Genomic DNA, 20,553 nt, shown 5'->3' on the forward strand with positions numbered 1-20,553 from the left:
CGACAGGAATCATCCAGCGGCGAAGAAGCCGGCATGGTGCCGGTGCTCAACCAACTCGACGCCGCCGGTTTCACCTCGGTGGTCGCCGCCGGCATGAGCCACGAGTACCACCGCTACCTCAGGCCCGGCGATCGCTTGACCATCAGCCAGGTCATCACCAGCGTGTCGGACGAGAAGCAGACCGCGCTGGGCGTGGGCCACTTCTTTACCACCGAGAGCAACTTCGCCGACCAGCAGGGCAACAGCGTTGGGCGCATGGAGTTCACCATACTCAAGTTCAAACCCGGCACCGGCACCGTCAACATGGACGCGTCGGCACTCGAGGGCCTCGAGAAGATACCCAGGCCGCGGCCGGCCATCAGCCGCGACACGAAGTTTTTCTGGGACGGGATCGACCAGGGCGAACTACGCATCCAGAAGTGCAACAGCTGCGACGGGCTTCACCACCCGCCCGTCGTTCGCTGCCCGGGCTGCGGCAGTTACGAGCTCGGTTACCTGGTCTCGCAGGGCCGAGGCACGGTCTACAGTTTCGTGGAGGTCCACCACCCGCAGTTTCCCATGTTCGACTACCCCCTGGTCGGCGTGCTGGTGGAGCTCGAAGAGGGCACCCGTATCATCAGCAACCTCGTGGGAGTTAAACCCGAAGACGTGGAAATAGGCATGCCGGTGGAGCTGGCCATAGAGGCCACCGACCCCGGGCTGAGCCTGCCGCTGTTCAGGCGCGCGCGGCCCGTTCGCCGCGAGTCGACGCTGCTCTTTGCAGACCTTGAACCGGGGCAGGAACTGCCGCCCTGCCCTGTCGCTATTTCGCGTACGCTCATCGTTGCCGGCGCGATGGCAAGCCGCGACTTCCAGGACGTGCACCACGACCCCGACCTGGCGAAGAAGCGTGGCTCGCCCGACACCTTCATGAACATCATGACCACCTCCGGGCTCACCAACCGCTACGTCACCGACTGGGCCGGCCCCGACGTGATTTTTCGCAAGCTGTCGCTGCGACTCGGGGTGCCCAACTTTCCCGGCGACACCCTGACTTACACCGGGCAGGTGCAGTCGACCGAGCTGCGCGACGGCAAGGGGGTAGTCGAGCTCCTGGTGACCGGCACCAACAATCTCGGCGACCACGTGACTGCCACCGTCGAACTGGAGTTGCCGACCCGGTGAGCATGTCGTTTGCAGGACAGACCGCCGTCGTGGGAATTGGCGCCACCGAGTTCTCAAAGAATTCAGGCCGCAGCACCCTGCGCCTTGCCGTCGAGTGCTGTGACGCGGCCATCGCCGACGCCGGCCTGCTGCCCGAACAGATCGACGGCATGGTCGGCTTCACGGTCGAGGAAAACCACGAAATCGACGTCGCACGCAGCCTCGGCATCAAGGAGCTCACCCACTTCAGCCGCATACACCACAGCGGCGGCGCCGCCTGCGGCACCTTGCACCAGGCCGCCATGGCCGTGCACACGGGAGCGTGCAAGTACGCGCTCGTGTACCGCGCCTTCAACGAACGCTCAGAGACCCGTTTCGGCGCCGGGGTGCAGGGCCTCGACAACGCGCCCACCCCCATCATGGTCGACTTCGGCTGGTGCCTGCCCTTCGGGCTGCTGACGCCAGCGTCGTGGGTAGCCATGTTCGCCACCCGTTACATGCACCAGTACGGTGCCACCAGCGAAGACTTCGGCAGGGTGTCGGTGGCCGACCGGCGTCACGCCGCCACCAACCCGGCGGCGTTTTTCTACCAGCAAGCCATCACCCTGGAAGACCACCAGGCCAGTCGCTGGATCGTAAAGCCCCTGCACCTGCTCGACTGCTGCCAGGAGAGCGACGGCGGCCAGGCGCTGCTGGTAACCACGCTCGAGCGCGCCCGCGACCTGCCCAACAAGCCAGTGGTCATCGCCTCGGCGGCCCAGGGCAGCGCAGACGACCAGCAGATGATGAAGAGCTACTACCGCGACGATATAACCGGTATCCCCGAAATGGGACTGTGCGCGCGCCAACTATGGAACGACACGGGCCTTGGCCCCGACGACATGCAGGCAGCCATCATCTACGATCACTTCACGCCGCTGGTGCTACCCCAACTCGAAGAGTTCGGCTTCTGCGCGCGCGGCGAGGCGAAGGACTTCATCAAGGACGGCAACCTCGAACTGGGCGGCAAGCTGCCCATGAACACCAACGGTGGCCAACTGGGCGAAGCCTACATACACGGCATGAACGGAGTCGCCGAGGCGGTGCGCCTGGTACGCGGCACGTCGGTCAACCAGGTGCCGGACGTCAGCAACGTACTCGTCACCGGTGGTACGGCCGTGCCCACGAGCGCTGCCATCCTATCGCAACCCGGTTGAGCAGCGGGGATGCGCGACGGACAGCACATAGGGCCGTCCACTTCGGGCAGCTATCCGCTTCGCGAGGGCAACTTCGTGCGCCCGCTGGTCGACGGTGGGCCGGCCTTTGAGCGCATCTGCACAGCCGTTGAATCGGCGCAGCACAGCGCCTGGATAACGGTGGCCTTTCTCGAGCAGTCCACGCGCATGCCCGGCGGACGTGGTGGTTTTTTTGACCTGCTCGACACTGCAGCCGCACGGGGAATCGAAATCCGCGTGCTGTTCTGGAGCGAGCCCGACATCGATCGCATGATAAAAGGCGCCGAGCACTTTGCCGGCGACGCGGGCAACAGGGCACTGCTCGAGTCACGCAACACCGCCTGGCTGGCGCGCTGGGATCGCTTCGCCAAGCACTGCCACCACCAGAAAAGCTGGGTGGTCGACGCGGGCCGCGAGGGCGCGCTGGCCTTCGTGGGTGGCATAAACCTGGACAGCGGCTCCATCAGCTGGCCGGGGCACAGCGCGAACGCAGGCATAGTCGTCGAGCCGGGCAGGCGCGCAGACTCCCACAATATCCACGACGTTTACCTCGAAATCCACGGCCCCGCGGTGGCCGACGTGGCCCACAACTTCGTGCAGCGCTGGAACCAGGCCAGTGAGCGTCACGACAGCTGTGGCGCGTGGCCGGACCTATCAGTGGCCGGCGACCTCGAGTTTCCACTCGCGCTTCCCGCCGCCGCGGGAAACGTGCCGGTACAGGTCACGCGCAGCGTGCAGGCCTCGCTCTACAGCAACGGCCACGCCGCGCCGGGTGCGCCGGGCTACGCCATCGAGAACGGCGAGTCCAGCATACGAGAGCAATACACGCTTGCGATCGAGGGCGCGCGCGAAGCGATTTACTTGGAAAACCAGATGCTGATCTGCCCGCAGGTCATAGAAGAACTGTCCGCGGCCATGCAGAGGGGCGTGCTGGTCGCCGCCCTGGTGCCCGGACTGCCCATGCCCGAGGTCGCCGCCGCTCGCGACAACCCACTGGCCAAACCTGTATTCGAGGCTCTCGGTCGTCTAGGCGAACATGAAAACTTTACGCTGGCCGCGCCCATGGTGGCCATTGACGGCAGCGCGCCTGAACACGTGTACGTGCACTCCAAGATGATGCTGGTCGACGACTGCTTTACGACCATAGGCTCGTGCAACACAATGGCGCGATCGTTCCTGGGCGACACCGAGATGAACGCCAGCTTCTGGGACGAAAACGTCACCCGCGCGCTCAGGTGCGAGTTGTTGGGCGAGCAACTCGGCCGTGACACAGCTGGGCTCGAAGTGACCGCGGCGTTGCGGCTGTTTGCCGAAACCGCGCGCGCCAACCGCCGGCGGCTCGAAGCAGACAAGCCGCTGAGCGGCATGGCCGTGGCGCTGGACCCGGCCCGCTGGGGTCTCTAGAAACCTGCGCGCCTAGAAATCGCGATCCATCACCGTCTTGCGACCCGCCTCGCCGGCGCGCAGGATGGCGTCGTCGGCCAGCCGCCGCATCTGCCTCGACAGCGCCTGCATGACCGAGTCCGAGGTTTTCATGCCCGAGCGCGCCCGGATATAGGCCTTGAGCTTGCTCGCCACCACCAGCACGTCCTGGGGAATGTCCTGTGAACTGAGCGACACCACGGCAGCCTCGGTTTCTTCGGCAGCCGGTGGCTCACTTTTATCGGCAGCAGGCGGCGCATTGCTTAGCTCGGCAGCGGCTGGCACGGCGGTTTCCCGTGCGCCGGCCTGGCCCTGCTCCCAGGTACTGCGCGAAGGCGAGCGATTCTCCTCCGCCCAGGCTTCGCGGTGGCGCATCACCGGCAGGTGCGCGCTAAAGCATTCAGGCGAGCAGAACACCAGCGACTTGTCCTTGCGATTGCAGGTGCTCACGCTGCAGTTGTAGTAAGCCGAGTCGAAGCCCAGCGATTTTTTACAGTTGCTACAGCGGCGCCAGAACGTTTCCTGGGTCAATTACTCATCCTCACTTTCCCGCGCGCGTTGCAATGGAATACCCAAGCAACGCGCCCCGTTCGAACAGCTTACCGTGCAACGCGCCGCCCTGCTACCCACCAATTGTCAAAACGGCCGTAGCCATCGCCGCCGCCGTGCCGCCGCCGGCAACAACGACGTCGGCCCGCGCGCGGGCTCAAGCACCGTGTCGTCAGTTGGCATCCGCACGCAACGCTCGCAGGCGGGCGAAGTCCTCAGCCGCGTGGTACGAAGACCTCGTCAGTGGCGAAGAAGCCACCATTGTAAAGCCACGCGTGCGGGCCTGCTCGGCCAGCTGCTCAAATTCCTCGGGAGGCAGGTAGCGCTGCACGGGCAGGTGGCGACGGGTGGGCTGCAGGTACTGGCCGATGGTCAGAAAATCAACGCCGGCTTCGCGCAGGTCGTCCATTACAGTGAGCAGCTCGTCGCGGGTTTCGCCCAACCCGACCATCAAGCCCGACTTGGTAAACAGCGCGGGCTCGGCCCTGGCTGCCAGCGCCAGCAGCCCGAGCGACACACTGTAGTCGGCTCCCTGCCGCGCGCTTGGGTACAGGCGCGGCACGGTTTCGAGGTTGTGGTTAAAAACGTCGGGCTGCGAACGCAGTACGCGCTCGCCCGCCCCCGGCTTGCGCAGGAAGTCGGGCACCAGCAGCTCAACGGTGGTGTCGGGGCAACGCTCGCGCAGGCGATCGACACAGTCCACGAAATGCGACGCGCCGCCGTCGGCCAGGTCGTCACGATCAACCGAAGTTATGACGACGTGACGCAGGTCCAACCGTTCGGCCATGCGCGCCACCCTTGCCGGCTCCAGGGGGTCGGGCGCCCGTGGTCGGCCAGTAGCCACGTTGCAGAAGGCGCAGGCCCGCGTGCAGACCTCGCCCAGTATCATCACCGTGGCGTGTCCCTGCTGCCAGCACTCGCCAAGGTTGGGACAGGCCGCCTCCTCGCAGACTGTGTTGAGGCCCAGCTCGCGCAGCGTTCTACGGGTGGGAGCAAGCAGCTGGGCAGTACCCAGCTTTACGCGCAGCCACTCGGGCTTACGCCGTGGCAGGCTGCCCGACGCGGGCGCACCCTGTCCAGCCGCAGCGACATCGGCCACGACCTCAGCCACCCTTGCCGGCCTCCAGCGCGTCCTGCGCCGAGGCGCCCAGCGCCTCCGACAAGCTGGGATGGGGAAAAATTGTGCGAGCAAGATCCTCGGCCGTGCCTTGCATGTCCTGCAGCAGCACGAGCTCGCCCACGAGCTCGGTCACGCCCGGTCCGATCATGTGCGCTCCCAGCAATCGCCCGCTGGCCGCGTCGAACACGGTCTTGACCAGGCCTTCCCTGTTACCTGTTGCGGTCGCCTTGCCGTTGGCGGTGAAAAACGAACGGCCCACCTTGGTTTCGTGACCGCGCTGCTGGGCCACGGCCTCGCTCATGCCCAGGCTGGCTATTTCCGGGTGGGTGTAAACGCAGGCCGGAATCCGTTCGCGGTCCACCGGGCGCGCGCCAGGCAGCCCGGCTATATGCTCAACGCAGGCCCTGCCCTGCTGAGCGGCCTTGTGGGCAAGGCAGGGCGGGCCCGCGAGATCGCCAATGGCATAGATACCCGGTTCTCCCGTGCCTCCCCACTCGTTGGTGGCCACGAAGCCGCCGTCGAGCTTTACCCCGGTATTCTCCAGGCCCAGCTCGTCGCTGTTACCAGTCACTCCCACCGCCACCAGGGCGCGTTCGACCGACACGCTGCCGGCGGTCTCCCCGGCCAGTTCAAAAGCGAGCCCGTCGTCATTCTTGTCCAGCGATTGCACGCTCGTGCCGCAGTGGATTTCCAGGCCGCGTTTTTTGAACGCCAGGCGAGCGAGTCCTGATATTTCTTCGTCCTCGCCGGGAAGCAGGCGTTCTTCGAGTTCTACCACGGTCACGCTGCTTCCCATGTCGGCATAGAAGCTCGCGAACTCCATGCCCACCGCGCCCGAGCCGACCACCAACAGCGAGGCCGGCAGCGAGGCTGCGGTCAAGGCGTCTTCGACCGTCCACAGCAGGCGACCGTCGGGCTCCAGTCCCGCGAGCGTGCGCGGGCGAGAGCCGGTGGCAAGCAGCACCGCCTTGTCGGCGCGTAGTTCGCCGTTGCCTTCGGTGCCTTGCAGTTCGACAACGAGCCCACCCAACAGGCGGGCGCTCCCCGCCACCACATCGACGCCCGCACTCTTGAGCAACTGCTTGACGCCACCCGACGCAATCCGAGCCGAGCGCTGGGCGCGCCGAACGACCAGGGCAAAATCAAACCCGGTCTGCTCCAGCCGCACACCGTAGTCGGCCGCCTCGACGAGGGCCCGCCGGGTGTCGGCCAGGTGCAGCAGGGTCTTGGTGGGTATGCAGCCACGGTTGGCGCACACCCCGCCGAGGTTTTCGCGCTCGACCAGGGTCACCGACATGCCCAACCCAGCCGCTCTCAAGGCGGCTTCGTAGCCGCCGGGGCCACCACCGATAATTACCAGGTCTCGTTTTGTCGCCACGCTATTCTTCGCCACGCTGTTGTTCCGCCCACTGCAGCCGGCCGCCTGGCCGGTCCATGGCCATTTTCAACAGCATACGCGGGAGCTTTTCAAAGGGCCGCCGGTCGCCGCTCAGCGCGCGTCGACTACGCTTATCCTGTAGTCGCTGAACTCGGGCAGGTCGCCGGCCGGAATCAACATGCGAAACGAATCCGCAGCACCCGCGTCGAGGGCCTTTACCGTGGCCAGGGTAGCCGCTGGATCGGGGTCGCCCTCTATGGGCAACAAGCCCTCGGCAAGGTGGTTGTAGCCATCCGCGCGAAACCGCACCCGGCCCTCTTCGTCGAGCAGCTCGTAGCGCAGCACAACGTGCTGAACCGGCTCGGCCGAGCGGTTGCGCAACTCGCCGGCCACCACGTACAGGCCAGCCTTTGTCGTCGCCTCGCCGGCCAACGAGAAGCCCACCCCGGGCGAGGTCCAGTAGCCCCTGCGTTCGGTGATCTCTATCTGGCCCGCGCGGTTGCGCCCTGCCTCGCCTTCGCCCTGCGAACCCTGCGAGCCGCCAGCTGACTCGACCGGCAGCGAAACGGCCTGCAACGGCCACAACGAGGTCTGCTCGTTGAAGGCCGACCAGGCAAACCAGTAAGCCACGGTCGAAGCCAGTTCTCGGTCGCCTTCGAACACGCGGGCGCCGTGCTCATCGACAATGACCTTCACCCTGTGCCCACCCACGCTGTCCAGCAGGCCACCGTCGGAAGCCGCGCCGTCGGGAGCAGCGGCGAGGTCGGTCAACGACCAGGCCCTGCTGGCGCCACCGAGTTGCAGCCCCAGCACCTTCTGCTTGCGCCGCAGGCGGCCGTCTATGATATCGACCGGAAACATGAGGTCGTCGGAAGTCTCGTAAGTGGCGTAAGGATTCCTGGAGTAGTCGCGGCTGTGACCAGTGTCGAGCGACAGCACGCTGCTGTCGGGGTATTGCCGCCGCCACTGTGCCCAACGCAAGACGCGCGAGGGCAGAACCGTCAGCGTGCTTCCGTTCGACGGCCCGGCCACCGAAGCACCGCCCAGCTGAGACCACAGGCTCTCGCCGTCGCGGTCGTACATGAGCACGTTACCCCGGTACAGCAGGCCCGACACGCCGAAGCTGAGTTCGCTACCACCCACGCGTCGGTCGAAAACAACCGCGCTGGCCGTCAGCGGACACCAGCTCACCACCACCGGGGTGTCACCAAGGCTGTCGTTCACCAGTTCGTGCCAGTTGAGCAAGCGTAGAGGATAAGCGCGGGCCTCGCCGTTGATGACCACCCCGACCACGCGATCGTCGTCGGCCAGCCAGGAGGCTTGCGACGCAGCTTCGGTGGCCGGCCCCGTCAGCGCGGGTATGCCACCGCGCGGGGGGCCGCCCGCCACCACCAGCCGCAGCTCCACCGACCGTTGGCCCAGGTCGAAGCCATTCAAGAAAGGCCCGTCGGCGGCCCTGGCCGCCGTGGTTGATAAGAAGGCGAAGAGCAACAGCAGGGCTGGAAAACCCAGCGTGGCCAATCGGCCAATAGAAGCGCGGCAGCCTGCCATGCGGTATTATACGCAGAAGCGCTGCAATGGTTACCCCGTCCAGAGGGCAAGCAACGCACCAGCCTGAAAAACTGCCGCCAGGAGAGAACAACAACATGAACAGCGATACTGAAAGCGCCATTAAAACCATGCGGGCCGGGGTCAGCCTGGCCCTTCTCACCCTTTTGTACGGCTTCGGACTCGGGCTGTCCTTCGGTGCGGCCGAGGACTCGATCAAGGGACACCTGCACGACGAAGCGCAGGCGGTGCTCGCCCAGAAATACAGCGGCGAGCAGGCTGCCGCCGACAAGGTCAGCAGCAAGTCCTGGACCTACTTCAAGCGCGCCCACCTGCACGCCAACGGACTGGGCACCACTTCCCTGGCGCTCATAGGGCTGATGGCACTGGTGCCTGTACCAGCCGGCCGCCGACGTACTGCTGCCCTGCTGCTGGGAGCCGGCGCACTGGCCTACTCTATGTTCTGGATGTTCGCCGGACTACGCGCGCCGGGGCTGGGTAGCACGGGTGCGGCCAAGGAGTCGCTCGCGTGGCTGGCGCTGCCCGGCTCGGGCGCCTGCGTGGCCGGGTTGCTACTCACGACAGTGTCGGTGCTCAAGACCAGCTTTGCTGCGGCCGAGTAGGCGCAGACTCGCGGGCTCCTAACGCTCAATGGCTACCGCGGTGGCCTCGCCGCCGCCGATACACAGCGAAGCAACACCGCGCTTGACATCGTACTTCTGCATGGCGGCCAGGAGCGTAACGATGATCCTCGCGCCCGACGCACCAATGGGGTGCCCCAGGGCACAGGCGCCGCCGTGCACGTTGACCTTGTCGTGCGGCAGGTCGAGCTCGCGCATGGCCGCCATGGCCACCACGGCGAAGGCTTCGTTGATTTCGAACAGCCCGACCTCGCCCTTGTCCCAGCCCACCTGCTCGAGTAATCGGCTGATTGCCTGCACGGGTGCGGTCGTGAACCAGGCCGGCTCCTGGGCGTGGACGGCGTGGCCACGTAGAGTTGCCAGCACGGGCAGGCCGAATTCCTCGGCCTTGCTGCGACGGGCCAGCAACAGGGCGGCTGCGCCATCGGATATCGAGCTCGAGTTGGCGGCCGTCACCGAGCCGTCGGCCGAAAACGCCGGCTTGAGCGTGGGGATCTTGTCGGGCCGCGCATTGGGCGGCCCCTCGTCGAGCTCGACCACCACGCTATTGCCGCGGGCAGAAACCGTTACCGGGCTTATCTCGCGCGCAAAGCTGCCGTCCTGAGCGGCGCGCGATGCGCGGGCCAGCGATTCGAGCGCGTAGTCGTCCTGCTGCTCGCGCGTGAAGCCGAAATGGCGCGCAGTGTCGTCGGCAAAACTACCCATGAGTCGGCCCGGCTCGTAGGCGTCTTCGAGCCCGTCAAGGAACATGTGGTCCTTTATTTCACCATGACCAAGCCTCTGCCCCTGCCGGGCTTTCTCCAACAGGTAGGGTGAGTTGGTCATGCTCTCCATGCCGCCGGCCACCACCAGCGATGCACTACCGGCCGCTATGGCGTCGTGCGCCAGCATGGCCGCCTGCATGCCCGAGCCACACATCTTGTTAACCGTCGTGCAGGGCACGTCGTTACCGAGGCCGGCCCCGAGCGAAGCCTGTCGCGCCGGCGCCTGCCCCAGCCCGGCCGGCAACACGCAACCCATCAACACCTGATCCACGGTGCTTGGATCCACACTGGCACCCTGCAACGCGCCTTCTATAGCCACCGAAGCCAGGCGCGTGGCACTCACCGGTGAGAACACCCCCTGGAACGAACCCATCGGCGTGCGACTGCAGCCCACTATTACTACCGGATCATCGTTCATCGCTTCATCGAAGCGCGATGCGGCCGCAAATGAAAACCCCAGTCGCCCGGGTCAGTCGCCCGGGTCAGTCGCCCGGGTCAGTTGCCCGACGACTTGCCCAGGAACTTGCCCGCCTTGTTCTTTATAGCCGGCGCGCTGTAAGTCGATGTCCAGCAGCCACCCTGTTCGTTAATAAACTGAACCGTGAGTTGGGAGTCCATCGATACGGGTAGCGGCGGCATGTCGAGACCGGCGCCCTTAATGTTGACCTTGATCTTCGACTGGAAGTCGCCGCCACTGCGCAGCTTGATGTTGCGCACACCCGAGGCGTGACTGCCGAAGTCATCGCGGTAGACCAAGCCGTGCCGACGCTCATGCCAGCAGTCCTTGCCGCGGCAAGTACCACCAGCGGGCACCAGCTGCTGCGATGCCAGCGTCGGTACCCCGGCATCCTCGTCCCAGATACACATCGCGTAGCCGAGCTCGCCGCTTACCGGGTTGCCAAAATCAGCGGTGCTCACGGCCGGACCGGGCAGCCATTTCCATAGCAACTTGTCACGCGTCTCACCGGGCCTGTCCTTGATCTCGAGCACGCTGCGGCCAGCAGACAAGGGACTCGTGCAGGTTTGGAGCGGCGCCGGCGAACATCCAAATGCCCCTGACACGCAGCCCATGTTGGCGCAGGTGTCGCCCAGGGTGGTAGCATCGCCGTCCTCGCAGGCAGCCGTGTTGGCAGCCTGCAAGCAACCGCTCGCAGGATCGCAGGAGTGGTCGCTGCATACGTTGCCGTCCTCGCAGTCGGGAGCCACACCGCCCACGCAGCCGCCAGCAGCGCAGGTATCGGCCGTGGTGCAGGCGTTGCCATCGTCGCAAGGCAGAGAGTTGTCGTTATTGGTACAGCCGGTCACCGTGTTGCAGCCGTCGTCGGTGCAACCGTTCCCGTCGTCGCAGTCGGGCGGCAGTCCGCCTACGCAGAGTCCGTCCGAACAGGTGTCGGCCGTGGTGCAGGCGTTGCCGTCATCGCAGCTTATAGAGACGTTGACACTATCGCAGCCAGTGGGCGACACGCAGGAGTCTGCCGTGCACTGGTTGCCATCGTCGCAGTCAGGAGCAGCACCGCCCACGCAGGTACCGGCCGAGCAGGTGTCACCCGTGGTGCACGCATCGCCGTCGTCGCAGGCCAGGGTATTGGCGTCGTTGCGACAACCGGTACCCGGGTCGCAACTGTCGTCGGTGCACCCGTTGCCGTCCTCGCAGTCCACTGACAGCCCGGACAGGCAGGCCCCGGCCGAGCAGGTGTCACCCGTTGTGCAGGCGTTACCATCGTTGCAGGCCGCGGTGTTGTTCGTGCTGACGCAGCCCGCCGAGGGGTGGCAGGTGTCGTCGGTGCACACGTCGGCATCGTCACAGTCCGGAGCGGCACCACCCACGCAGACCCCGCCCGAACAGGTGTCGGCCGTGGTACAGGCGTTGCCGTCGTCACAGGCCAACGAAACGTCGTCATTCACGCAACCGGCAAAGGCGTCGCAGCTGTCCTCGGTGCAGGGATTGGAGTCGTTGCAATCGAGGGGCATGCTTCCCAGGCAGTTGCCGTCCCAGCAGGAATCAACCGTGGTGCAGACGCTGCCGTCGTCGCAAGCCAGGGTGTTGGGCTGATTACTGCAGCCCACGCCCGCGAGGCAGAGCTCGTCGGTGCAGCCGTTGTTGTCGTCGCAGACGACCAGGGGATCCTCGTCCATGCAGGTCGCCGAACAGCAGTCGCCGTCTGTGTTGTTGCCGTCATCGCACTGCTCACCCAGGTCGAGCACGCCGTTGCCGCACACATCTATCATGCGACCGAGCACCTTGAACTCCTCGGTCAGGAAGTTGCCGAACGGGTCGGGGCCGTTCACCTTGAAGTGGTTGTCGCCACAGGGGCTACCGGCTACGCGATGCGCTATGACCGGGTTACCCACGAAGCCGGGCGCCGGTGCGCGATTGGGGTCGGGATCATCAAAGACCAGGAAAGGGCCAACACGACTGTTGTTGATACCCGCAAACGAGGCGAGGTTGCCCGGCGGGCCGACGAGAAATCCTTGGATGTCTTCTATCACCAGGGTGCCGTCGGAAGCTGCCGTGGCCTCGTCGCTGCCGAAGGGGTGCTTGAAATCATATTCGCCGCCAGGCACGAGACCCGAAGCGGTCACCAGGATTACAGCCTCGGCAAACTGTTTGCCGTCAACAGGCAGGCCCCCGTCAAGCGCTGTTCGCAGGCCCATAACCAGTGTTGCCGTGGCCCCGGAAGCAGACGTGGCCGTGGCCTCGGCCCGCCACCACCAGGCGCTGGACGGCCAGTTGCCCGGAAAAGACGCCGCCGCCGACGGGTCGGGAAGCTCCGAACCCGCAACGTGATTAAGACAGTTGGCCGCGTCCAGGCAGAGGTCGAGCGCCAAGGCTCCACTGTCCTGGTAGTAAAGAGGATAGCCGTTGGCCGTATCCACCGGGCCCACGCTGGTCGTGCTGAACACGCAATCGTGGTCGGCCTGGGCCGATGAAGCGCAAAGCATTACAAAAACAACCGGCAGCAGCGCGGTCAATAACTTATTGATGTTCATTCTTTTACCCCGAGTCCAGGCGCACCGGCGCGAAGGCGGCAGATGCGGCGGACTGCTTAAGATTGAGGGGGATAAATTGAAGCTCAGCAGCCCCCCGGCGTGGGAAAGACAGCCCGTGAGCGTTTTTGCCGGGCTTGAGCCTCTACCGAGGGGCGGAAACCCGGCAAGGGGCAAGGCATGTGCTGCACCGAGGCCTACCCCCGAGGGGGGGGGCTGTTCCTGCCGAGCTAGTTGCCCACTGTTCCCGCCACCCTTGGCCTTTGTCGCGCGCGCAATTTACATTTACCCACGATGGCCACTCGAATTGCACGCTACGATAACCCGCTGCGGGCCATGGAGTTCACGCGCGAACCAGGCGACTACCGCATTGAGAGCCACGGCCTGGTGGCCGCCGACTCGGGCAACTCCCAGGCCACCCTGTGGCTACCACGGGGCGAGCGGCCTCGCACCGTGGTGTCGCTGCTGCACCCTCAGGCCAACTTTACGCGTCACTACGCCGTGCCGCCGCTGCTCGAGGCCGGCCACGCGGTGTTCGCGCATAACAGCCGCTGCCTGGGCAACGACTCGACCGCCGTCCACGAACAACTGCTCATGGACGCGGCCGCGGGCTTGTTACGCCTGCGCGAGCTCGGCTTCGAGAGAATAGTGCTGCTGGGCAACAGCGGTGGCGGCTCACTGTACAGCTACTACCTGCAACAGTCCGCGTTGCCGCCCGAACAGCGGGTGACCGATACGCCGGCGGGACCCGCACCGCTGGGCGGCGCAGGCGGCGACCTGCGGAAAATTGAAATGCCCATGGCCGACGCCGTGGTCTTCCTGGCTGCGCACCCCGGCGAGGGGGATTTTCTGTTGCAGGTCATCGACGCGTCGGTCAGCGACGAGTCCGATCCCGTTTCCTGCCTGCCCTCCTTGGATCTTTACGACCCGGCCAACGGCTTTGGCCTTCCACCCGGTGAAACCCGCTACACCGACGAGTTTGTCGAGCGCTACCGCGCCGGGCAGCGCGCCCGCGTGGAGCGCATAGATGCGCGTGCACGCAAGATACTTGGCGTGAGAACGGCGGCCCTCGAGCGGCTGGCCGAACAGCCCGACGACCGCGACGCCTGGCGCGCGGCAACCGCCGACACGCTGCTTAACACCTACCGCACCGAGGCAGACCCGCGCTGCGTGGATCTCACGCTCGACCCCTCGGCGCGTGACTACGGCTCGCTGTTTGACCATCGGCCCGACCTCATCAATTACAACCCGCGTGGATTCGCGCGCACGACCACGCCCGAAGCCTGGCTCTCAACCTGGTCGGGGCTGTCTTCACGCGCGAGTTTTACCCGCTGCGGCAGCGACGTGACCATCCCGGCACTGATGATCAACTACACGGGCGACAACGCGATCTTTCCTTCCGAGGCCCAGGCTATTTTTGAATCGCTGGGCAGCGCCGACAAAAAATTCGTCGAGCTGCCCGGCGATCACTACGGCCACCCGCTGGCGGACAGCGATGCCTGGGGACGAGACCTCGCGCTGGCCGAGATAACGGATTGGCTTTCGGGGCTATAGCTTTCCGGGCTATAGCTTTCCCGGCTATGGCTTTCCGGATGGCGTTCCGCGCACAACGTCGGCCAGGTTATCCACGTGACCGTCGTCGTTTGAAAGCAGTACATCGTTAAAACCGCAGCCCTCTTCTATGACGTCGAGCACCGCGGGCTGGTAGAACGAGGTCACCAGCGAGCGACGCATGGAGCCGCAGCCCAGGGGCGCGGGCGCAGCGTGCATGGTGTCGCCCAGGTGCATCAGCAGGTCGCCGGGCTCGCCAGCGACCGTGACCACGGGCAGGCCGACTTCCTCCTGGGCCGCGGGCGCGGAGCAGGCAAAGCGATGGCTTCCGGCCAGGAACTTGAGCGTACCCGTATCAGGGTTGGCGGGCTCGAGCAGCACACTCACCTGCACCACCGGGCAGAGAAGGGCGTGGCCACCCATGCCACAATCCACGTGCCATGGAAGATCCGACAGGCCGTCGGCGATGTCCGGGTTCTTGATGATGATAGCTATGCCGTCAAGACGGTCGGGGCCGGGCAACAGGCTGTCGTCAAAAGCCGCCACGAGGCGACGCACGCGGGGGTCGTCGCAGATGGCGGCTATGGAGGGACACGAGAGGTTGGCATAGGTCACGCGGCACAAGCGGGTCTCGCCCTCGGCGCTGCGCGCCCACCAGCTGCGACGGTCCCCCTGCCGGGCTGCGGCTACCGCACTGTCGGCGTCGGCTCGCAGCACGGCGATCTCGTCTGCAGAAAACACCCCGCGCACGACGGCGAAGCCGGCCTCGCGAATAAAAAGCCCGAGCTCGGCGGCGCCAACATCTGCGGGGAAAACCTGCTCGATGTCCAGCCTGCCGCCGTCCTTGTCGCGAAGATCGAGCTCGCCGGGTACGAACACCGGCAGGCCGTGGTGCAAGGCCCTTATGGCCTGTTCCCAGCGCAACAGCAGCTCCACGTCACCGCGCTCAAGGCTGAGCATGCCCGAGTACAGCAGCGAGGGCACAGTACGCATCTGCTCGACGAACTCGCCCCAGGACACGGCACTCATGGCCACCACGCAGGCCGCGCGTTCGTCTCCCGCCACTACTTCCACCCCGTCGGGTCCGGGCAGGTAAGTGTAACTGGCTCCGTCCACCTCGAAGGCGATGCCTGCCAGGCCCACCGTGCCCGCGGCCGCCAGGCGGCCGTTGCCCGCCTGTATGCGTCGAGGCAACTCGTCGTTGTGAAATTCTACGAAGTTCACGTTCTCTCCACCGGCAGCCCCGTTACCTTTAACGCAAAAGGGGCCACTACTCCCCCTTGCGAAAGAAGGAGGCCAGGTAGGGGCCGACCTCATACGGGCGGGTAAATGTTATGGCGTGGGCACCACCCTCGATGGTGTTGAGTTCGAGACCCGGCACGTCTTCAGCCAGGAGTTTCGAGCTCGAATAGGGCACCACCTTGTCGGAGTCGCCCCACACCGCCATCACCGGCAGCGCGCTCGCGCCCAGTACGCGAAAGCGCTCGCGCATGTCGCTCAGCGGGTACTCGACCAGCGTGGAGCCCAGGGCTTCAACGTAGCCCGGGTAGCGGAGCTGCTCGTTGTAGAGCTCCACGAAGTCACGCGGCGCACCTGCCAGGGCCGCCATCTCCTCGACCCTTGAGCTGAGCACCCGCGGAGCGAACTGCGCGAACAACCACTCGCCCACCAGCGGCAGGCGCGTTAACCTGGCCGCCAGAGGCAAGCCCACCGGGTAGCCAGCCGGAGCGATCAGCCCCACGGCCGCCACGCGCTCGGGCCTCCGCGCGGCGTACTCGGTGACAATGGCACCGCCCATGGAGTAGCCCACCAGGCCCACGCGCGCACCCTCGGCCGTGAGTCCATTGATGACGCCATCGAGCTGCCGGTCGAAAAGCTCGAGGTCGTACGGCGGTCCGGGGCGATCTGAAAAGCCTCGGCCGTAGTTGTCATAGGCGACCACCCGCAGGCCGGCATTGAGCAGGTAAGGCAGGACGCCGCGCCAGACGAAAGACGGTACAGAAAACCCGTGCACGAGGATTACCGTGTCAGCGTTCTCTTCTCCGCTGACCTGGTAGTGGACCCAGCCGTCCGGCAGCTCGAGAAAGCTGCCGCCCAGCCGCTCGCGTTCAGCCACGTCCAGCGGCACGGTCTCATCGGCGACGGCCTGCGCTGGCAGAAGGACCAGTAGCGAAAACAAAAACGCTGCCAGCAGGCGAGCAACCCCTGCTACTCCTGCAACTATCACCCGACTCTCCCTTTTTTCTCCGCCGCAAGTTCATCCAGCGGCCCCCTGTAGCCCTCATGGTAGCCGGGGTAGAGCAAGCTGAATCCGCTGGCACGCAGCAGCGCGTTGCTGCAACGCTTGCCGGCGCTGTTTCCACCTGGACCTTCGAGTCGGAGGTCCGGCAGACCAAGCTCCCCCCTCGCCCAGGCGGCGACCTCGTGACGAGTGGCCGGGGTGTCATCGACCACGTTGTACAGCGCAGCGGGTTGCGGCAGTTCGGCCAGGTGCAGCAGCGCACGGGCAGCGTCGTCGACCTGGACCCGGTTGGTCCAGGCCGGACGGTCGGGGAGGCGCAGCTCGCCCGCGGCGACCGAGCGCAGGAACGCGCCCGGGCCGGGGCCGTAGATGCCCCCCAGCCTGGCCACGACCACTTCAGCCCGCGTTCGGGCGCGGGCCAGTTGCTCGGCTTCGAGCATGACCGCGCCGTTGAAACGCAGCGGCCTGGTATCGCCGTGTTCGTCTACCCAGCCGCCATCATCCTGCGCGTACACGGCCGTGCTCGAGGCAAGGACCAGGCGGCGCAAGTCCGCGCAGGCCGGGGTCGCCAGCAGCGTGGCCAGCCCGTCGAGATACACCGCGCGGTAGGCCTGCTCGTCGCCGCGATCAGGCGAGGCCGTAAATACAACGAGGTCGACGCCGCCCGGTATCGCGCTCTCCAACAAGCCCGACAGCGAGGCCGCGTCGCTGAGATCGGCGGCAAGCGGCCTCACGTTATCGGGCATGACAGCGGGCTTGCGGCTGAGCCCGTACACATCGCGACCGCCCTCGGCCATCATCCCGGCCACGCGTGAGCCCACGCGCCCGCAGCCGGCCACGAGCACGACTCCCGCACTCAAGGCTGTTTACCCATGGCCTTCAACTGCTGCTCGAAGCGTTCGCAGGGGTCGAGATCATCGGCTCGGGGTGTAAACCACAGGTAGTCAAACGGCAAGCGACCGTCAAAGTGTTCGGCGTAGTCGTCCGGACTCCGCTTGCCCGCGATCACCTCCACGAAAGCCAGGGACAGAAGCTGTCGGCGAGTACGCGAGTCGAGATGCCAGGCTACGCCGCGGTCGAGCCTCGTGTGGCCCAGGCCGGCGATCAACACAGCGCCGTCTTCTCCAGCACCGTCTTCTCCGGCACCGTCGTGGCCTGCCAGCGCGGCGGCCATGCGCGAGTCACGCGACTGCTGAATCACGACCATGGCGTCGACCATGTGGCCACTGGCGTAGCCGCAGTGCGATTCGATGATCTCGCGCCTGAGTTCGCCGACGGCCTTATCATCGAGCGGAGTATCCACCGGCGCCGAAAGTCCGCGGGCCTCGCCCCGGCTTATCCCTGCGCCTACCAGTTGCAGGTCTCGCTCCAGCGCCACGTTAAAAATCGGGCGATACAGTTGCCAGTCCGGCCAGCCACTCGAGTCCCAGTCCAACTCCCGCCTCAACTCCGCCGCCGTGCAGCCTCGCCGCCCTCGGTCTCGACAGGCGGCCCAGGCCTGCTCGGCCACGGCGGGGCTGAGCATCTCGAGCAGCAGCGCCGGACGGCGACCGGCGTCCACCAGCCCGCGAAGAACCGCGGCCTGCAGGCGATGGTGATCGGGGTTGTCGTGTTGCTCGCCGAGCAACACGAGTCGTGCGCCTCGAGCAGCCTCCCTCACCTCTCCGCAGTCAACCAACGCGGCAGCGTCCACCGACCAGCAACTGCCCACCAGCGGGTGATCGCGGTGGTGGGCACTGCGCCAGCCCGTGCCCAGGCTGCAACCCGCGACGAGGAGGCCAAGGGCAACCGCGACCGTCTCTTTCAACAACAATGCCACCTGGGTTTCAATGCCACCGAGGTTTCACGGCCGCCCCGCGTGGGGCACCTCCACGCGCACCAGCTCAATGCTGCCACCCAGCTGCTCGAGCGCTTCTTCGGGTTCCGAGGTTGTGGCCGCACAGATGAACAGGCTACGACCATCTTCACCTCCCAGCATGCAGGCAAACGATTCGCTGGCCAGCTCTACGCGGTCGCTGATGCGGCCCCCTTCGTGCACGCGCAACAGCTGGTTTCCGAACACCGTGGCCACCCAGATTGCGCCCTCGGCGTCCAGGCAACACCCGTCGGGGGCCACGCCCTCGAGCTTGGCCCAGCTGCGCCGGCCCGACAGCGACCCATCGGCGGCTATGTCGAAGGCCGTCAAGCAGCCGGCAAAGGTTTCGCAGATGATCAAGGTACTACCGTCGGGCGTGATCACGGTACCGTTGGGAAATTTCATCTGGTCGGCGGCTACACTGACGGCACCGTCTCGTTCGACCATGAGCAAGAGCGCGTCGCTGGGCGTGGGATCGTCACCGTAGATGTCCGAGCCGAAGTTTCCGACATAAGCGCGCCCCTGCTCATCGACCACCATGTCGTTGCAGTGCCAGGTGGCCAGGCCCGACAAGTCGGCCACCTCGACCAGGCCGTCGGGGTCCAGGCGCAGCAAGCGACGGTCGCGCATGGAAACCACCAGCATGCGCCCCGCGTCGGCCGCACCGTCGTCGGGTAACCAGCCCAAGCCCGAGGGCGACTGCTCCACCCGGCACACCAGTTCGACAGAACCGCTTTCGTCCACGGACTCCACCACGCAACGGTGCATGTCAGAATAGTAGAGGCGGCCGTCCTTCCACCTCGGCCCCTCGCCAAAGGCCAGGCCGGACACCAGGGTTTCGGTTTTATAATTCATAGCAGGCCCCCGCGACGCGCCACGAAAAATCAACGCGCCAGTGACCGTCGCTACACGCGTCGGGGAGAAGAAACAAAAGCTGAGACCAAAGCGGGGGCGTCAGTGCCAGACAAAGCCGGCGGTGGCCAGCGACGACTCAACGAAGCGTTGCACGCTGGACTTCATGAGGTAAGTAACGTGGGCACCGTCGAACCAGTGCACCGGCGGTCGCTCCCAGTGCCGCCACAACGCGTCGGCCTGGTAAGGCCGGGCCAGGCGGTCGGCGAGACCCGCAAAAATAAACCGCTTGTCCCTGGCCACCTGCGGGGCGAAGCTCAGCGGATTTATAACGCTGGTCACCCGCGCTAGCAGCTGGTAGCCCTGCTCGCTTGCGAGCGGCTTGCGACCAGGTATCGGGATCTCGTTGTCACGCACCAGGCCAGCGAAATCGACGGCGGGTATGCCCGCAATCACGCAATCGGCCGGCTCCAGTCCGCTGGTGAGCGAAGCGGCGAGTGAACCCAACGACAATCCGTACAAGCCCACCGGTTGGTCGTCTTCGCTCTTGAGCCAACCGACCAGTCGCCGCAGATCCCAGGCAGCCTGCGCGAAGCAGTAGACCATGGTCATGAAGTCGGCGGCCAGCAGTTCACGGCCGCTCGTCCTGCCGGGTGCGCGCGGACCGTGCAGCGGCAGGACGGGAAACGCGAGGTTCAAGCCGAGCTCGCTGTGAAGTTTCCGCGCGTTGAATCCGGTAAACGCGGTCAGCGGCCCACCCATGCCGAAGCCGTGTACACACACCAACCAGGGGCGCGGCGGCCCAGGGTAGCGAAGCACGTAAGCATGAAAACGACGGTTGGGCTCTATGACTTGCCAGCGTTCGCGCCCCGGCTCGCTCGGCCACGGCTCGTAGAGGCTGGGGTAACTCAACTGCTGGTACTGCAACCGCCGGAGCCCCTGCTGAGACACGGCGCGCCCCAGCGATACTTCTTCCACCGGCGGCGGGTCGCGGTGGTAGCTGGACGGGTCGGCCAACCAACCGCGTCGCTCAAACAACTGCTCAGCGTCGGCGAGCTGGGCGAAGCCCTTGGAGATTCGTTCTTCAAGGTTACGCCCGGCCGCAAGGTTGGCGGCCAACGCAAAACCCCTGTCCAGCGCCGCTTCGGCCATAGCTCCCAGCGACGGACCGGGCCGCGGGACCCGCAGGCGCATATCGTTCTCGCGGTATCCCTTCCAGGTATCGCTGAGCGTATTAACGGCGGACCGAGCAGACAGGGCAAGGTTGTCCAGGTAGTTTCCCAACT

General features: G+C 65.7%; 17 protein-coding genes. 5 read left to right on the forward strand and 12 right to left on the reverse strand.

Features of this window, described 5'->3' with window-relative positions:
- The 3 genes from EYQ35_06175 to EYQ35_06185 form a co-directional block, all read left to right on the forward strand.
- Positions 1 to 1,164 (forward strand): protein dehydratase (locus EYQ35_06175; GenBank protein HIF63719.1); only part of this gene is annotated, 1,164 nt, incomplete at its 5' end.
- Entirely contained in the window at positions 1,161 to 2,339 is a 1,179-nt protein-coding gene (locus tag EYQ35_06180; GenBank protein HIF63720.1) for a lipid-transfer protein, read from the forward strand. The genes EYQ35_06175 and EYQ35_06180, both read left to right, overlap by 4 nt.
- Before the next feature lie 9 nt (positions 2,340 to 2,348).
- Positions 2,349 to 3,761: a phosphatidylserine/phosphatidylglycerophosphate/cardiolipin synthase family protein gene (locus EYQ35_06185; protein ID HIF63721.1), complete on the forward strand. Its 1,413-nt coding sequence runs from the start codon at positions 2,349 to 2,351 to the stop codon at positions 3,759 to 3,761.
- Positions 3,762 to 3,773: 12 nt separating this feature from the next.
- Here the strand turns inward: EYQ35_06185 and EYQ35_06190 are convergent, their stop codons facing one another.
- From EYQ35_06190 to EYQ35_06205, 4 genes are all read right to left on the reverse strand, one after another.
- A complete protein-coding gene (locus EYQ35_06190) occupies positions 3,774 to 4,310 on the reverse strand; it encodes a hypothetical protein (GenBank protein ID HIF63722.1) in 537 nt (178 codons plus the stop codon).
- 190 nt (positions 4,311 to 4,500) lie between these two features.
- On the reverse strand, positions 4,501 to 5,439 hold the full coding sequence (gene lipA, locus EYQ35_06195) for a lipoyl synthase (protein ID HIF63723.1): 939 nt from the start codon (positions 5,437 to 5,439) through the stop codon (positions 4,501 to 4,503).
- A complete protein-coding gene (lpdA, locus tag EYQ35_06200) occupies positions 5,432 to 6,826 on the reverse strand; it encodes a dihydrolipoyl dehydrogenase (protein ID HIF63724.1) in 1,395 nt (464 codons plus the stop codon). Before lpdA ends, lipA begins: the two co-directional genes overlap by 8 nt.
- 111 nt (positions 6,827 to 6,937) lie before the next feature.
- Positions 6,938 to 8,377, reverse strand: a complete 1,440-nt coding sequence (locus tag EYQ35_06205; protein HIF63725.1) for a DUF3179 domain-containing protein — start codon at positions 8,375 to 8,377, stop codon at positions 6,938 to 6,940.
- A 95-nt stretch (positions 8,378 to 8,472) separates the two neighbouring features.
- Between EYQ35_06205 and EYQ35_06210 the strand changes: the two genes are divergently transcribed.
- Complete coding sequence (locus tag EYQ35_06210; protein HIF63726.1) at positions 8,473 to 8,997, forward strand: hypothetical protein; 525 nt, start codon at positions 8,473 to 8,475, stop codon at positions 8,995 to 8,997.
- Between the two features lie 18 nt (positions 8,998 to 9,015).
- On the opposite strand, the gene EYQ35_06215 is transcribed toward EYQ35_06210, so the two are convergent.
- Positions 9,016 to 10,197, reverse strand: coding sequence for an acetyl-CoA C-acyltransferase (locus EYQ35_06215; GenBank protein ID HIF63727.1), 1,182 nt, complete (start codon positions 10,195 to 10,197; stop codon positions 9,016 to 9,018).
- A 77-nt stretch (positions 10,198 to 10,274) separates the two neighbouring features.
- Positions 10,275 to 12,770 carry a hypothetical protein gene (locus tag EYQ35_06220; GenBank protein HIF63728.1) on the reverse strand — a complete coding sequence of 832 codons (2,496 nt, stop codon included), beginning with the start codon at positions 12,768 to 12,770 and terminating at the stop codon, positions 10,275 to 10,277.
- A gap of 291 nt (positions 12,771 to 13,061) precedes the next feature.
- On the opposite strand from EYQ35_06220, the gene EYQ35_06225 reads away from it, so the two are divergent.
- Positions 13,062 to 14,321 (forward strand): alpha/beta hydrolase, encoded by a 1,260-nt coding sequence (locus tag EYQ35_06225; GenBank protein HIF63729.1) that lies wholly within the window; start codon positions 13,062 to 13,064, stop codon positions 14,319 to 14,321.
- 24 nt (positions 14,322 to 14,345) lie between these two features.
- On the opposite strand, the gene EYQ35_06230 is transcribed toward EYQ35_06225, so the two are convergent.
- The 6 genes from EYQ35_06230 to EYQ35_06255 all read right to left on the reverse strand — a co-directional run bounded on the left by EYQ35_06230 (position 14,346) and on the right by EYQ35_06255 (position 20,551).
- Positions 14,346 to 15,635, reverse strand: coding sequence for a hypothetical protein (locus tag EYQ35_06230; GenBank protein HIF63730.1), 1,290 nt, complete (start codon positions 15,633 to 15,635; stop codon positions 14,346 to 14,348).
- On the reverse strand, positions 15,589 to 16,545 hold the full coding sequence (locus EYQ35_06235) for an alpha/beta hydrolase (protein ID HIF63731.1): 957 nt from the start codon (positions 16,543 to 16,545) through the stop codon (positions 15,589 to 15,591). Before EYQ35_06235 ends, EYQ35_06230 begins: the two co-directional genes overlap by 47 nt.
- Positions 16,542 to 17,420: an NAD-dependent epimerase/dehydratase family protein gene (locus tag EYQ35_06240; protein HIF63732.1), complete on the reverse strand. Its 879-nt coding sequence runs from the start codon at positions 17,418 to 17,420 to the stop codon at positions 16,542 to 16,544. The genes EYQ35_06235 and EYQ35_06240 overlap by 4 nt, the downstream gene beginning before the upstream one ends.
- The gene (locus tag EYQ35_06245) at positions 17,417 to 18,391 is read right to left on the reverse strand and encodes a hypothetical protein (GenBank protein HIF63733.1); all 975 of its coding nucleotides are present in this window, start codon (positions 18,389 to 18,391) and stop codon (positions 17,417 to 17,419) included. Before EYQ35_06245 ends, EYQ35_06240 begins: the two co-directional genes overlap by 4 nt.
- Positions 18,392 to 18,403: 12 nt before the next feature.
- Positions 18,404 to 19,270: a gluconolaconase gene (locus tag EYQ35_06250; protein HIF63734.1), complete on the reverse strand. Its 867-nt coding sequence runs from the start codon at positions 19,268 to 19,270 to the stop codon at positions 18,404 to 18,406.
- Between the two features lie 99 nt (positions 19,271 to 19,369).
- Positions 19,370 to 20,551 (reverse strand): alpha/beta hydrolase, encoded by a 1,182-nt coding sequence (locus EYQ35_06255; GenBank protein HIF63735.1) that lies wholly within the window; start codon positions 20,549 to 20,551, stop codon positions 19,370 to 19,372.
- Between the last annotated feature and the right edge of the window lie 2 nt (positions 20,552 to 20,553).

The organism is Candidatus Binatota bacterium (assembly GCA_012960245.1).
In the GTDB taxonomy this organism is placed as follows: Bacteria; Desulfobacterota; Binatia; order UBA1149; family UBA1149; genus UBA1149.